Raw genomic sequence first — 15,048 nt, 5'->3', positions numbered from 1 at the left:
GATGAGAGACTGTAAAATAATTTTGCTGGCGCTCTTGCTGATGCTCTTTAGCTTCAGCCTGAAAGCACAGGAAAATAATAAAACCAAATTTGTGCACCCGGGTATTTTAAATACCCGGGCCAGTTTGGACCTCATTAGCACGCAGCTGAAGGCAGGTGACACCATGCGAACTGCAGCATATCAAAAAGTGCTTGATTTTATTAAAGATCATGAATACCCGACTTCTTTTCCGTCAACTATAGTTGTAGGTTCAAACGGGGCTACCTCTCCTTCAAAAACGCAGATCAGGAAGGATTGCGAACTGGTTTATGCCTTTGCATTGGCCTGGGCTGCTACCGGCAATACAGACTGTGCTAAGAAGGCAATCGGATTACTGAACGGATGGGCTTACGCTTTTAAGGATTATGGCCTGCTGGCAGGAAAAACCAATCCTAACCAGCCAGATCTGGAAGCATCATGGACAACCCCAAGTTTTGTGGCTGCCGCGGAGATCATCAGGCATTATAAGGTAAAGGGTAAATCTGCCGGATGGGCCGCTGCCGATATCGAGCAGTTCAGCAAGTACCTTGTTAACGTAAAGGATAATTACATCAATAAGATCCCCGACTATAAAAACAACTGGGATGCATCGGCAGGATATGCTAAAATGGCTATCGGCGTATTTTTAAATAACGATACCGCTTATCGTGCAGGGCATGACTTATTGGTAAAAGAATTGCCAAATGTCATTCAATTGGATGGTACGCTGCCTGAACTTTGTGTGCGTAAAGATTGTGTTCATTATCAATACTCGTTAACGGCCTATGCTTATGCCGCTGCCATCGCCAAAATACAGGGTGATGATAGTTTATGGGAGATCAGCAATAAAAACATCAGCCTTGGCTATGATTTTATGCGGAAAGCTTATGAGCAAAAAACAGGCTGTGATTATTGCGATTTAAACAGCCGTATTTTTCCCGGAGTCGAAGTTGCTTATGGGCAGTACAATACTGACAACTTGAAATATCTAAGGGATTTACAAGCACCGCTTGGCGTCCCTATCGATAATACATTTTTAGGCTTTACTACTTATACCCATTACAAGGTTAAGGGTTTATAAACTCTTATAAACGAGATAGCCGCCTTATTCGGGCGGCTTTCCCGTTTTATGCTACCGGGTGCTTTTCCAGCTCCGGTGTATATTTGCCATCGCGGGCTATGGTATTAATATGGGCACGTTCATATAATAGTCTTTGCGCCTCTTCAATATTTTCATCCTTTCCAGCCCATTTTTCAAGAGCAGGCTGTTGTACAGCTCTTGAATACGAGAATGTTAAAGCCCATGGCATTTTATCTTTAAAGCGTACGTGCATAGCATTTAACCGCTCAGAAGCCAGTTCGGGAGATTGCCCGCCCGAAAGGAACGCGATGCCAGGTACGGAGGCTGGTACACAGCGTAAAAAACAATTGATAGTTGCATCGGCCACCACTTCTGCGCTATCCTGCTGTGCTGCTTTAATACCGGGCACAATCATATTAGGCTTCAGTATCATTCCCTCAAAATTCACCCGTTGCTGATACAACTGATTAAATACCGCATGTAAAACCTCGTTGGTTACATCAGCGCAGGTTTGAAGCGAATGATCCCCATCCATTAAAACTTCGGGTTCTACAATGGGTACAATGCCCGCTTCCTGGCACATGATCGCGTAGCGGGCCAGCAGAAATGCGTTAGCCTTGATACTGCCGCTTGTGGGGGTGTTTTCGCCGATGGTTATAACTGCCCGCCATTTGGCAAAACGTGCGCCCATTTTATAATATTCGGCCAGGCGTTCAGGCAAACCGTCCAATCCTTCAGTTATTTTTTCGCCGGGGAAACCATCCATGTCCCTTGCGCTTTCATCTACTTTGATACCGGGGATAATCCCTTTTTCTTTCAGGATCTCGACAAATGGTTTACCATCTGCAGTGCTTTGCCTTATAGTTTCATCAAACAAAATGGCCCCGCTGATGGCTTCTTCCAACTTCGGCGTGTTTACGATCAGATCACGGTATTTACGGCGATATTCTTCCGTTTGCGGGATGTTCAATGCTTTAAAACGTTTGTTGCAGGTGGCGGTACTTTCGTCCATGGCTAAAAGGCCTTTGTTCCCGGCCATCAGCTGTTTTGCGATATCTTTCAGGCTTTGCAGTTCCATAAGTAATTTGCTTGATTGTTGGTGGATAAACACAAGTTAATTCATACTTGTTTTAAGCAGCGCAGGGAATATTGCAGCTTTACTTATGGATGACTTTAACTGGTGAATTGATGTAACAAAACTTCGAAATATCGGTAAAAAAAGCCGGTTGGGTATCCCGTAAAATAACTCATTGCCGTTGACTTTAATCAACGGAATAGAGCTAAAAAGCAACGGGCTTTAGCCTAAATGCAAGCGACATTTAGGCTAAAGCCCGTATACTCGTTTCTTTAACCGTCGACTAAAGTCAACGGCAATGGCATAGTTTTTCCTTCAGTTAGCCGATATTATCGGGTTACAACCCAAACCCCTCAGGCACAAAATCAAGCGACACGGAGTTCATACAAAACCTTTTATGTGTTGGCGGCGGACCATCATCAAATATATGCCCCAGGTGCGAATCACAACGGGCGCAAATTACTTCCGTGCGCTGCATACCGTATGAATTATCTTCTTTGTAGATCACACTGTTTTTGCGTACCGGCTCATAAAAACTTGGCCAGCCGCAATCACTTGCAAACTTAGCATCCGAGCGAAAAAGCTTATTACCGCATACCGCGCAATAATAAGTACCCTTGGTATCCTTGTTCCAGTATTTGCCGGTGAATGCACGTTCTGTTTCCTGTTCTCTTGCAGTAGCGTATAAAGCAGGTGGCAGGATTTTTTTCCATTCGGCGTTTGACACGTTTAAATGTTTGGTGTCTGTATTGGAATAATAAGGATTGTTCTCGTGTCCTTTTATTGTCTTGGGCTGCTGTGCAAATGCTCCTACAGTGAAACAGAACAGGGCTGCTATGATATATACCGCTTTCATTATTGTTTCAGTTTATCTTTAAACACCTTTTTAAATTTTTCCAGCTCGGGCTGGATCACATATTTGCAGTAAGGCTGGCTGCCGTTTTGGTTAAAGTAATTCTGGTGATAGTCTTCGGCCTTATAAAAATTTTTATATGGCACTACTTGCGTTACTATCGGATCTTTATAAGCTTTTTCGGCATTCAGTTTAGTGATGTAATATTGGGCCTTTTGCTTTTGCTGGGCATTATGATAAAATATAGCCGAGCGGTATTGTGTACCCACATCATTACCCTGCCTGTTTAATTGGGTTGGATCATGCGCTACAAAAAATGCAGCAATCAGTTCATCGTACGTGATCTTGGTAGGGTCATAGATAATATTACAAGCTTCGGCATGACCTGTTGTGCCGGTGCAAACCAACTCATAGGATGGATTGGCCACGTGCCCGCCGGAAAATCCGGAGATCACTTTTTCAACCCCCTTCAATTGCTGAAACTTGGCTTCGGTACACCAGAAACAGCCGGTGGCAAAGGTGGCGGTATCCAAACCCTTTTTAGGGCCGGACGCAAAAACAGAGAAACAAGCCGTTAACAACACGGCTATTGAACAAATTACTTTTTTCATGTATATCAAATAGGTTTTAATACGGTGCGTATTTATAGCAACTAACGTAAAAAACATAGCTAACGTTGAACAAAGTTACCATTTTAACACTTTGTGATAGTTGTTTGACAAAACGCCTATTTTCGCTTTACTGCTTATACTAACTTTAGCCTATGGAAAACCTTAAACTGTTTATGCTGATGCTGGGCTGCAAACCACCCGGAAGGCACGTGGAACAACATGACGTGTTCTTTGGGATAGCGCCATCGCTTCGTGACCTGGTACCTGACATCCAGGCATTTTGGCCAGAGCCCGAAAAAATCCATATCGATGCCTGGCGTGAAGTAAATACGGTTGATGGATATGCCGTTAAGATCGCCCCACGTGGTAATAACATTTCTCAGGGTAATAAATTGTTTTTCATCAACCTTGGCGGTTACCAGCCTAATAAATTTGAAGAGCAGCATTACGTTGTACTAACCGTTCAGAACGATTTTGCTTCGGCCTCTAAAAATGCTAAGGAAACATTTTTCTTTAAGCACAATCATTTTGCCGGGGCTAACTCCCACATCGATGATAAATACGGCGTTGATGTTGATGATATTTATAATGTAGAAGATATTTTAAATCCTGCTCAAAAAGGAAAATACCAGATCGAACTTATCCCGAATTCCGACCTTCCAGAGGATAAGATCACACTTGGTTATTTTAAGTTGAGCAATTTATAACAGTAACCTCATGAAAAAGCCTGAGCATCTGAATATCATTGCCGATCGGGACATCAGAGATTCTTTCTCTGTCGAAAATTGGAAGGAACAGCATTTTGATGATCAACGGGTGCACAGGGCTACTTATAACCGTATTTTTCTAATTACTACGGGGTCGGGTCAGGTAGTTATCGATACTGCCCCCTATCCTATTGTCGGCGATCAATTGTTGCTTATATCAAAAGGTCAGCTTTTTACCTTTTCTGCCGAAACCGTTTTAACCGGCTACGCGATAAGCTTTGGCGATTGCTTTTGGGAAAGGGCTCCGGATAGCGCCAATAATTGCAAGGCGGTATTATTCAATAATGCTTCGGATAACCAGCAGATCCCGCTAACAGCCGATGATGCACAAGAACTAAACCCGCTTTTTAAAACCCTCCATACAGAGTTTATTAAACCAGGCTACATCAACAAGCTGGATGCCATGGCTGCCTACTTGAAGATCATCATGATCAAAACAGCCAATATCAATGCCTCGCTGAGTAAAGGATTTGATAGTTATGATAACCAGCTATACCGCCAGTTCCTGGAGCTGGTTAGCCGCCAATATCAAAACACCCACGAGGTTGCTGAATTTGCAAAGCAGATGGGCATCTCTACACGTAAACTAACTGAGCTTTGCAACCGTTGTGCCGGCAAAGGCGCTAAAGACATTATTAACGGTCAACTGATATCCGAAGCGAAGCGGTCGCTGCAATTTTCGGCGAAGCCTGTGAAGGAGATTGCCTATTATCTTAACTTTTCAACGCCTGAGCAATTCAGCCATTTCTTTAAAAAAAATACGCTGGTATCGCCCCATCAGTACCGCTCACACTTTGTACATATTGGCATGTGATTAGCCGGTTTTAACATTTTTAACCGGCAGTAGCGGCATAATTTTGAGGCATATTAATTCCATTAAAATTATGTCAGTAACTAAAGCAAAAACCATAGCCGGGATCATCATTCCCGACAGCACTATCGCCAATCATGCCACCGAACTTTTATTAGAGCATGGCACCGAATTTATTTATAACCACTCGCTTAGGGTGTTCATTTTCTCTTCCCTCAACGGCGAACGCAAACAATTAAAATACGACCCTGAATTACTGTACGTGAGCTCCATATTTCATGATCTGGGTTTAACACCGCATTACAGCAGTCCCGATAAGCGTTTTGAGGTAGATGGTGCTAATGCAGCACGCGATTTCTTAACAAGCTATGGCTTACCTAAAGATCAGTTGCAACTGGTTTGGGATACCATTGCCCTGCACACCACCATTGGTATAGCCGAGCATAAAGAACCCGAGGTTGCCCTGATGTATTCGGGCGTTGGTCTTGATGTAATGGGTGAAGGGTATGAAAATTTAAGCGATGCCAACAGGGAAGAGATCATTACAGCATTCCCGCGCAATGATTTTAAAAAGAAGATTATCCCTACATTTTTTGGCGGATTTGAGCATAAAACCGAAACTACTTTCGGTAATATCAAAGCCGATGTTTGTGCGTATATGATCCCCCATTTTCATAGGAAAAACTTTTGTGATTGCATCCTGCATTCGCCATGGAAAGAATAACGGAATTTTAAAACATTTTGCGGTTTTGGTAATTGTATCATTATCAATTAACCAATTAAAAATTTCCGTTATGAAACATGCATTCATTTTTGGGACTACTATATTTTTGAGCGAACGAAACACGCTCACCTATAGTGATGGGCTTAGTAATATTGAGTTTTTGAGGATCCTGTCATTTTATGACAACCAAAAAGGCAAGGTGCTTACCATTGATGCCAATATCAACACGCCAAACGGCGAAGTCATCAGAATAAGCGCTAACAACAACGAAAACGATGCTAACGTGCAGCTTAATGTAACCAGCGGCCGCATCAAAGTATTTCAACCCGGTCATGCCGAACCAGTGCTGGATGTTTACCAGTTCGATCCGCATGAATATCATGGACTTTCAAGCCACGTGCTGAATGAAATTCATGCGCAGCACCCTGATCATGTGGTCACCATTAAAGGGAATTTCTTTGTTGGCGGGGCACATTTCCTGATTGAAAATGAAAAGATGTTTATCGATAGTAATGGTTATGCCAATGGCGTAGAAAATGCGCACAATGGGGTTATTTTGTCAGCGGCTGTGGCTTAGTAACAAGTTATTATTAAATATGTGAGATAATACACCATGTCATTGCGAGGAGGAACGACGAAGCAATCGCATACTATACAGGGCGGCTCTGCTTCCGTGCGATTGCCACGCTACGCTCGCAATGACATAATTTTACTCGTGACCATAAGCTCAATCAAAAACACTCTTCGCCTTCTTAATAGTTTTCTCCAAGTCGATACCTTTTTCTAATACACCTTTAAAAAGATCGCCGGTTTCCTTAAGGCGATAAATAGAATTGAAAATGGTAAAATCTTTCATGGTAAGTCCCGGTTTAACCTCGTCCCAATGCAGGGGCATGGAAACTGTCGCCCCTGGTTTTGGCCTTAATGAGTATGGGCCAGCAATGGTAGCCCCCGGGCGGTTCTGCAGAAAATCGAGGTACATTTTACCTTTCCGGTTGGCTACCATGCGTTCCAGACTGGTGTAACCTGGAATTTGCTTGTGCACAATATCCACAACCAGCCGTGCAAATAGCTGCGATTGATCATAATCATATTTAGCACCCAGCGGAATATAAATATGCATCCCTGTTGAGCCCGATGTTTTGCAGCAGGATGGCACATCCACAGCATCCAACACCTTCTTTACCTCCAAAGCAGCCTCAATAACCTGGTCGAAGGTATTTTTATCAGGGTCGAGATCGATCACGCAATAATCCGGGTTATCCGGCGATTTCACCCGGCTAAACCAGGGGTTCATTTCAATGCATCCTAATGAGGCCATCCAAAGTAAATATGATTCATCAGAGCCTACTAAATATTCTTTATGCTCTCCTTCCCCATTGGTGTACGGAAAAGTCTTGGTGATCCAGTCGGGTGCTTTGCCTTTCACATCCTTTTGATAAAAACTTGGCCCATGAATCCCATTGGGAAACCTGTTGAGCGACATTGGCCTATCCTTTAAATAAGGTAGAATGTAATCGGCAACCTGGTAATAGTAATTAAACATATCACGCTTGGTTACGCCATCTTCGGGCCAGTAAACTTTGCTCAAATGGGTGAATTTCAGCTCGTGTCCGCAAATTTTGCGTACCTGGGTTTCCTCCTTAGGGTTAAGCAGGGTTTTACGATCTGTATCTTTCACGGGTTTAATAGCTTTAGCGTGAGTATCGTTATCAGTCCTTTCAACTTCTTCTACCGTCTCGGTAGTATCCTTTGGGGTTTCCAGCACTACATCTTTTGCCTTTTTATCAGTACGCATTCCCTTAAAGGAGGCTTGCCTGAACACGCCATCGCCGGTTACTTCGGCAAATGCAACTTCGCAAACCAACTCGGGCTTGAGCCAGGTAGGCTTGGCACCTAAACGCTGCGGCCTGAACCGTGATGGTTTATCTACATCAGGTTCAACCTCAAACGGACTTTTATCGGTAATAAGCGGCTTAAACTGCTCCATCATTTCCTTTTGCAGTTTATCAGAAAAACCTGTACCCACTTTGCCAGCATATTGCAGCTTGCCTTTACCATCATACAAAGCCAATATCAATGCACTGAACGATTTGGAGGTGCCTGCATTTTTAGTAAAGCCTGCAATGATCACCTCTTGTCTGCGATGCACCTTTATTTTAAGCCACTCCTTTGAGCGGAGATCAGAAGTATAAACACTGCTTGCTTTTTTGGCGATGATCCCCTCTAAGCCTATGCGTTCAGCAGCATTAAAAAATTCGATGCCGCCGGTATCAAAAACCTTACTTTGCCGAATGCGGTCGTCATTTGTGGGGAGGATAGATGTCAATATAGCCTGACGTTGTTTAAGGGGCAAATCCATCAGGTTTTTGCCCTCATACCAAAGGATATCGAACACGTAATAAACCAAATTGCCATCAGCCTCGCTTCGCCAGTTTTGCAGCGCTCCAAAGTCGGAGATTCCTTTATCATTCAATACCAGGATCTCGCCATCAATTACTGCGTTGATCTGCCAATCTTTCAATAATTTATTGATCGGGTAATATTTATCGAAAGGAAGATTATTACGAGAGATGAGCTCCGCTCCTTTTTTGTCGATCACTGCAATAGCCCGATAACCATCCCACTTAACCTCGTAAAGCCAGTCGGGATCGTCAAAAGGCTCATCAACCAGGGTGGCCTTCATGGGCTTGATGTTGGTGGGTGCTTTCGATTTGGGAGCTTTTTTAAGTAGCTCCTCAACATCAAAATCTTCAGTATCGTTGGTATCAACTTTATCTTCCAGCTCTTTAACTGGTTCGTTCAGGGCTTTTTTTTTACCTGACTTTTTAGGTTTTTCTAAGCCTTCCTCATGGCCATGCTGCCAAACCTTTTCGCTCGTTTTCTCCATGTTCTCTATGGATTTGCCGGAAAGGATGGATTTATCTTTTTTAGTGATGTCTTTGGCCGACGCAAACTCGTCATTGTGCTTAATGAGCAGCCAGCCATTTTCGCCCATACCATGCGTTTTCACAAGGGCAAATTCGCCCTCCAGCTTTTCGCCATGAAGTTTGATCTTTACCGAGCCGGTTTCAAGTTGTTTAAGCAGATATTTCTCCTGCGCTTTTTTTCCTTTGATTTCATCTATAGGCTCATAAGTACCTTCGTCCCAAACAATAACGGTGCCGCCGCCATATTCGCCTTTGGGGATGATACCTTCAAAGTTCCGGTAATCAAAAGGATGATCCTCAACCATCATAGCAAGACGTTTTACCTTAGGATCAGTTGAAGGCCCCTTGGGGATAGCCCAGCTTTTCAATACGCCATCCATCTCAAGCCGGAAATCATAATGTAAACGCGAAGCATCGTGCTTTTGGATCACAAACATCAGGTGATCTTTGTCTTTGCTCCTGCCCGCTTTGGGCTCTTTAGTTTTGCTGAAATCGCGTTTCTCTGCATACTTTTCCAGGCCCATAATGGAGATTCTTTATTTGTTGTTTAAATATTTGGCTACTGCTGCCGCCGAATTTCCAACAGCACGTACCGCCGTTTTCAATCTCTCGGGGCGAACACCAAATTTGTTTGCCCAATATTCAACTTCATAATTTTCGCTGGTATTAATGAGGCTGTTGTCGGGCCATCCTGCTTTACTCCTGTTGTCCATGATTAGTTTTATAACTGAATAAAATATTAACAGATACTCCCTGACAAAGGTTTGAGTATTAATTAATAAATTGTTATAATAAAACTTACTGATTATTGCCACCTAATCCCACCCGTCGCTTTGTTCGGTGTAATTTGGCATTATCATATAAACAAGCACGGCAAGGCAGGCAAGCAACACTAAACGGGTTATCCAAAATATACACATTTCCATAGCTGTTATTTTTTTAGATGTTTTGGTTTGATTTGTTATAAGAGCTTATGCACATCGCATGCCATCAACATAAACATTTAACTATCAACACATTAAACAAAAACCAACGGACTAAAATTTACTATATTTCGAGCTTTTATGGTTATATAACGATTATTGGTAATAAACAAGCGGTTCTGTTATAGATACATACCACATTTTCCATTGCATTTGAACCAGTACTAAACAACGAAGCCTGAAAAATGAACTCGCAATTTTCAGGCTTTTAGATAAATAAGATAAAGATATGTTACTCCCTTAGCTGTTTATACTATTACAGAGGGATTCAATAATTATTATACCCCGATTAATTTACAAGTGGTGGGGTGCATAAAGCTTCAACCACAAGCAGACCTTTGTCGCCATCCATTGTTTCAATAGTATGGATATACTTATATGTTTGGGTTAACTGGTCAAAAGCTTCATCAATAACATTGATATTGAGGTCGGTAATCGAAAAATCTTCGCAGTTTTGAACACAGCGTAATCTTTGATTATTTATTTGCGAAAAATCGTTTATATAACCTTTGCCATGCAGATCTATAACCCATTTGGTTAAAGTTCGATTAAGCTTTTTGCAGGTTTTTACATTTTTCATAGCGTTGATTTTTAATTAATTACCCCTGTTTTTAGCATAGCTCATCATAATTTATGAACTAATATTCCGGCAAATGTTGTTCATTTTATCCGTTTTAAGCCAACAATCGAACCAAAATCACAACACATTAGCATACAGAAAGTTAAGAAAACATAATGTAAATTTAATAGCTATATATCGCAAAAAAAACAGGCATGTAACGATATATAGCTAAAAAGGCAATCAGCTATCTATCAAACACATAACACTATTAAACAACAAAACCGGATAGCAACAGCTTGAGAACTGATGATACCCGGTTTGGTTATAGAAGATAAAATTATTCTGATTAAGCTTTTACGTTGGTTCTGCCTGCTTTATGCCCTATAGTTGAATAATATAAAATGAATAGGTAAATAGGGATAAGCATGATATACGCCGACTGTGCCGAAAACTTCTCCGAAAAATAGCCATACAACGGAGGTAAAACTGCACCACCTGCAATACCCATAACCAACAATGATGATGCTATTTTGGTAAACCGGCCCAAACCGGCCAATGCAAGCGGCCATATTGCCGGCCACATTAACGAGTTGGCTAAACCAAGCAATGCAATACAAAACACCGATGCATAACCATGGGTAAGCAAGGTTGCCAGCGTTAAAAGGATACCCAAAATTGCCGAAGCTACCAATGCCTTCTGTTGTGTTATCAGTTTTGGAATACAAAAAACACCAACCAGGTACCCTACTATCATGGAGATCAAAGTACATGATGTGAAAAATTTGGCTGTTGATAACGGAATGTGCTGCGAAGTGCCATAAAGTGAAATTGAATCGCCTGCAATAACCTCAGCCCCTACATAAACAAACAAAGTTGCCACCCCCAGCATAAGATGCGGGAATTGCACAATGCTTGTTTTATTAGTGTTTGCCGCAGCTACGGTTTCGTCTTCATGCTCGGTGTTAATCTCTGGTAATGATGAAAAATAAATAAGGATGGCCAATAAAATTAAAACAACTACCATAATACCGTAAGGCAATATTACCCTCGATGCCAGCTGGTTAAGTTCCAGCGCCTTTTCACCGGCACTTAAAGTCTTAAGCTTTTCAGTTATTGAATCAATATTGGCAAGTACAACAGTACCCAGGATAACCGGGGCCAAAGCACCGGCAATTTTGTTGCAGATCCCCATAATGCTGATTCGCCTTGCAGCGGTTTCGGCGGGGCCTAAAATAGTGATATATGGGTTTGACGCCGTTTGCAATACAGTTAAACCTGTACCCTGAACAAACAAACCAATTAAAAATATGCCATAAGTACGGCTCATTGCGGCAGGTATAAATATCAATGCCCCTATTGCCATTACAAACAGGCCTATGGCCATACCGTTTTTAAAACCAAACTTTTTAATGGTTTTACCCGCGGGGATACCCATTACAACGTAAGCAATATAAAAAGCAGTGGTTACAAAATAAGCTTCCTTGGTAGTTAGTTCACAGGCTATTTTTAAATAGGGAATGAGCGTACCATTCATCCAGGTTACAAAACCAAAAATGAAGAATAAAGCACCGATAATTACAATCGGGTTTATCGCTGATTTTTTTACCGGCGATTCGATTACTGTTGCTGTTTGGGCCATATTAGTTTGTTTTGATTAGAGGTATTTTAATTTAATTGAACTTTATCGTACCGAAAAACTTAGAAAGGTGAAAATTGGGTACGGGACTATCGATATTATTCCAGCTTATGAAATGCGGTTCGGGCAATTCATCGCCGCATTTAAAAAAGTTTGCCTTGCTTGTAATTCCTTTTAATGTTTTAATATCGTGATAAATAAAAACCGAAAAAGGGATCAATAAGGTTAACTCCCATGTGTTAAACTCTGCTGCGTTCTCCGTCCTATTGATATTGCTTATTGACTTTATGTCACGCACTTTATCATCAGGTATAGCCTGCCTTCCATTACGATCTTTACCGAAACCAACCAACGCCGTTCCGAGGGCATTAAACTCCAGGTTATAGTAATCACCGTCATCACCCAAACCTAAAAAAAACTCTACGCAGCTATCTTTATAAACAGGGTCGTTTACTGCTGTATAAGTTGCACGGGTATGCTGTTCCTTTACAAAGTATTTTAGCGCTATATTGTTATTAACATAGGCAATTGAAAAACTAACCGACGGAAAATACCCCGTATCCGTCCATAAAAGATTATCGATACCGTGCTTTTGCTCCCGGTTGAGTAAAGCGGACAACTCGTCGAGGTTATTTTCATTGTAATTACCCGGAATAAACGGGACGTAAACTTCCTTCACAGCTATTTTATAAATATTTCAGTTTCAATTTACCAAAAACTCACCTTTAGCCAAAAGCTAACACCGAATTAACAGGTAAACGTTAATTATTTTACCAAAATAAACAAAAAGTTTATAAATTATTTAAAAATCTATTTTTACTTATTAAAAAAATATAAAAACTTTTTAATCCTTGCACCTGCTTGCGAAGCACCTGTAATTTCTCTTTCAGTTCTGCTTAATAATTAGCTACCTTGTACTAACCAATTTGTTATGAAAAGAAAAACTTTCATTCAATTAAGTACTACCTTAATGGCATCTCCCTTATTATCATCTATCGAATCATTTGCGCAACAACCTCGCCTGCAAAACTGGTCGGGCAATTTAACTTACAGCACGGACAATGTGTTTTATCCAAAATCAGTTGAAGAAGTACAGCAGCTTATCAAAAAACACGATAAAATAAAAGCTCTGGGTACAAGGCATTGTTTTAATAACATTGCCGATAGCAGGGACAACCTGCTTTCAACCCGCGATCTTAACAAAGTCGTATCTATCGACAGGCAAAACCACACCGTTACTGTTGAAGGCGGCATAAAATATGGAGAACTTGCCCCATATCTTCATAAAGAAGGCTTCGCCCTGCATAACCTTGCGTCGTTGCCGCATATATCAGTAGCAGGGTCAATTACCACAGCAACGCATGGCTCGGGTGTAAAAAACGGCAATCTTTCAAGTGCAGTGGTGGGCCTGGAAATTGTTAAGGCTGATGGCAGTATTGTTCACCTTTCAAAAATCAAAGACGCGGCTAAGCTGAATGCCGCTGTGGTGGGGCTTGGGGCATTGGGTGTAATCACCAAAGTTACGCTGCAAATACAGCCAACTTACATGATGAAACAACATGTTTTTACCGAGCTGCCCATGAGTGAGCTAAAGCAGCATTTTGAAAAAATTGTTTCGGCAGGATATAGCGTAAGCCTGTTTACCGACTGGCAAAGCGACCATATTAACGAGGTTTGGATAAAAAGCCGGATAGGTACAGATAAAGACGAAAACCTAAAAGAATTTTACGGGGCAAAAGCAGCTACAAAAAACCTGCACCCGATTATAGGGCTCTCTGCCGAGAACTGCACCGAGCAAATGGGGGTTCCGGGACCATGGTATGAACGCTTACCACATTTTAAAATGGGCTTTACCCCAAGCAGCGGAAAAGAACTGCAATCAGAATTTTTTATTCCGTTTAACCATGCAGTTGAAGCTATTGAGGCTGTGGCAAAATTGGGCAGGCAAATAGGCCCTCACCTTTTCATCACCGAGATTCGCACCATTGCTGCCGATGATCTTTGGATGAGCCCGGCCCACAATCAAAAATCAGTAGCTATCCATTTTACCTGGAAACAGGAAACAGAAGCCGTATTGAAGTTACTTCCCCAAATTGAACGGGAACTTTCTCCATTTAAAGCAAGGCCGCACTGGGGTAAAATTTTTACCATACCAGCTAAAACACTGGCGACACGCTACGAAAAAATGGACGCCTTTAAAGCAATGGTAGCCGAATATGATCCGCACGGAAAGTTCAGGAACCAGTTTTTAGCAAACGAACTTTATACTTCCTGAAATGAGCAGGCTAAGGTGCTGTAAATTAAAAAATCAATTTATTAGCTTTTAGCCTTACGCGTTTTGCTTTAAGCTTTCGAAAAAGTTTATGGCTGCTGCCTGCGCGGACGTTTTGCTCTTGCCGGGGTGGCAGCTTCCTGTTGCTCAAACCTGTTGTTATTTTCCCTCGGGAAACGGGGTTTATTATAACCCTGTGGTTTTACTTTATTGAAACCAGGTTTGGGTCTTGCAAACTGCTGCTGTTGTTTTTGTTGTGGCTGATGTTTTTGCTCTGCTATCCTAACGCTTATTTCACGCTCATCAATAGTAGCACCGTTCATAGCGTCAATTGCCCGCTGGGCTCCCGCTTCGTCGGTCATTTCTAAAAAACCATAACCTTTACTTATGCCACTGTCTTTATCGGTAATTATCCGCACGGTGCTTACCGTGCCATAAGCACTGAACAGTTCAACAAGTTCAATTTCTTCCATGTCTCGCGGAAAACCCACGATAAAAAGTTTAACCATACTATACTTTGTAATTGCAACAGGTAACCAGTCAGCAAATATAGTGCACAAAAATGGTTTAGCCTATTGCTCAACGGTCAGTTGGGTGCTTATTTGTAAAAAAAGCGCTCCGTATTTGGTATCGGAACGCCAATTTTACACTAATTGTATACTTAAACTGTACTTAATTGCACCTGTTCTGACCTAATTTCTTCATTTTATCATTTCATCTCATAT

Annotated in this window: 15 protein-coding genes; 6 read left to right on the top strand and 9 right to left on the bottom strand. The window is 41.7% G+C overall.

Going from position 1 to position 15,048, the window contains the following annotated elements; translation table 11 throughout:
• The first annotated feature begins 1 nt into the window (after position 1).
• A complete protein-coding gene (locus tag BMX50_RS15770) occupies positions 2–1,099 on the top strand; it encodes an alginate lyase family protein (RefSeq protein WP_091211491.1) in 1,098 nt (365 codons plus the stop codon).
• Between the two features lie 46 nt (positions 1,100–1,145).
• Here the strand turns inward: BMX50_RS15770 and BMX50_RS15765 are convergent, their stop codons facing one another.
• The 3 genes from BMX50_RS15765 to msrA all read right to left on the bottom strand — a co-directional run bounded on the left by BMX50_RS15765 (position 1,146) and on the right by msrA (position 3,638).
• Entirely contained in the window at positions 1,146–2,177 is a 1,032-nt protein-coding gene (locus BMX50_RS15765; protein ID WP_091211490.1) for a class I fructose-bisphosphate aldolase, read from the bottom strand.
• Positions 2,178–2,511: 334 nt separating this feature from the next.
• Positions 2,512–3,030 (bottom strand): peptide-methionine (R)-S-oxide reductase MsrB, encoded by a 519-nt coding sequence (msrB, locus tag BMX50_RS15760; RefSeq protein WP_091211489.1) that lies wholly within the window; start codon positions 3,028–3,030, stop codon positions 2,512–2,514.
• Positions 3,030–3,638 carry a peptide-methionine (S)-S-oxide reductase MsrA gene (gene msrA / locus BMX50_RS15755; protein WP_091211848.1) on the bottom strand — a complete coding sequence of 203 codons (609 nt, stop codon included), beginning with the start codon at positions 3,636–3,638 and terminating at the stop codon, positions 3,030–3,032. The genes msrB and msrA overlap by 1 nt, the downstream gene beginning before the upstream one ends.
• 152 nt (positions 3,639–3,790) lie before the next feature.
• On the opposite strand from msrA, the gene BMX50_RS15750 reads away from it, so the two are divergent.
• The 4 genes from BMX50_RS15750 (at position 3,791) to BMX50_RS15735 (ending at position 6,517) form a co-directional block, all read left to right on the top strand.
• On the top strand, positions 3,791–4,345 hold the full coding sequence (locus tag BMX50_RS15750) for a DUF1543 domain-containing protein (protein ID WP_091211488.1): 555 nt from the start codon (positions 3,791–3,793) through the stop codon (positions 4,343–4,345).
• A gap of 10 nt (positions 4,346–4,355) precedes the next feature.
• Entirely contained in the window at positions 4,356–5,219 is an 864-nt protein-coding gene (locus BMX50_RS15745; protein ID WP_091211487.1) for an AraC family transcriptional regulator, read from the top strand.
• 70 nt (positions 5,220–5,289) lie between these two features.
• Positions 5,290–5,940 (top strand): HD domain-containing protein, encoded by a 651-nt coding sequence (locus tag BMX50_RS15740; RefSeq protein WP_091211486.1) that lies wholly within the window; start codon positions 5,290–5,292, stop codon positions 5,938–5,940.
• 70 nt (positions 5,941–6,010) lie between these two features.
• Entirely contained in the window at positions 6,011–6,517 is a 507-nt protein-coding gene (locus BMX50_RS15735; protein WP_143065191.1) for a hypothetical protein, read from the top strand.
• 150 nt (positions 6,518–6,667) lie between these two features.
• Here the strand turns inward: BMX50_RS15735 and ligD are convergent, their stop codons facing one another.
• The 5 genes from ligD to BMX50_RS15710 form a co-directional block, all read right to left on the bottom strand.
• Positions 6,668–9,394, bottom strand: coding sequence for a DNA ligase D (ligD, locus tag BMX50_RS15730; RefSeq protein ID WP_091211484.1), 2,727 nt, complete (start codon positions 9,392–9,394; stop codon positions 6,668–6,670).
• A 12-nt stretch (positions 9,395–9,406) separates the two neighbouring features.
• Positions 9,407–9,583: a DUF3606 domain-containing protein gene (locus tag BMX50_RS15725; protein ID WP_208864722.1), complete on the bottom strand. Its 177-nt coding sequence runs from the start codon at positions 9,581–9,583 to the stop codon at positions 9,407–9,409.
• Positions 9,584–10,142: 559 nt separating this feature from the next.
• The gene (locus tag BMX50_RS15720; RefSeq protein ID WP_091211483.1) at positions 10,143–10,433 is read right to left on the bottom strand and encodes a hypothetical protein; all 291 of its coding nucleotides are present in this window, start codon (positions 10,431–10,433) and stop codon (positions 10,143–10,145) included.
• Between the two features lie 328 nt (positions 10,434–10,761).
• Positions 10,762–12,054 (bottom strand): sugar MFS transporter, encoded by a 1,293-nt coding sequence (locus tag BMX50_RS15715; protein WP_091211482.1) that lies wholly within the window; start codon positions 12,052–12,054, stop codon positions 10,762–10,764.
• A gap of 31 nt (positions 12,055–12,085) precedes the next feature.
• Positions 12,086–12,730, bottom strand: a complete 645-nt coding sequence (locus BMX50_RS15710; RefSeq protein ID WP_167667949.1) for a carbohydrate-binding family 9-like protein — start codon at positions 12,728–12,730, stop codon at positions 12,086–12,088.
• A gap of 252 nt (positions 12,731–12,982) precedes the next feature.
• Here BMX50_RS15710 and BMX50_RS15705 point away from each other — a divergent pair, with 252 nt between their 5' ends.
• Entirely contained in the window at positions 12,983–14,326 is a 1,344-nt protein-coding gene (locus BMX50_RS15705) for an FAD-binding protein (protein WP_091211480.1), read from the top strand.
• An 86-nt stretch (positions 14,327–14,412) separates the two neighbouring features.
• On the opposite strand, the gene BMX50_RS15700 is transcribed toward BMX50_RS15705, so the two are convergent.
• Entirely contained in the window at positions 14,413–14,832 is a 420-nt protein-coding gene (locus BMX50_RS15700; RefSeq protein ID WP_091211479.1) for an RNA recognition motif domain-containing protein, read from the bottom strand.
• Between the last annotated feature and the right edge of the window lie 216 nt (positions 14,833–15,048).

It is taken from the genome of Mucilaginibacter gossypiicola, from assembly GCF_900110105.1.
GTDB lineage: Bacteria > Bacteroidota > Bacteroidia > Sphingobacteriales > Sphingobacteriaceae > Mucilaginibacter > Mucilaginibacter gossypiicola.
The sequence above is the reverse complement of the archived record's forward strand: the minus strand, read 5'-3'. Positions and strand labels throughout refer to the sequence as shown.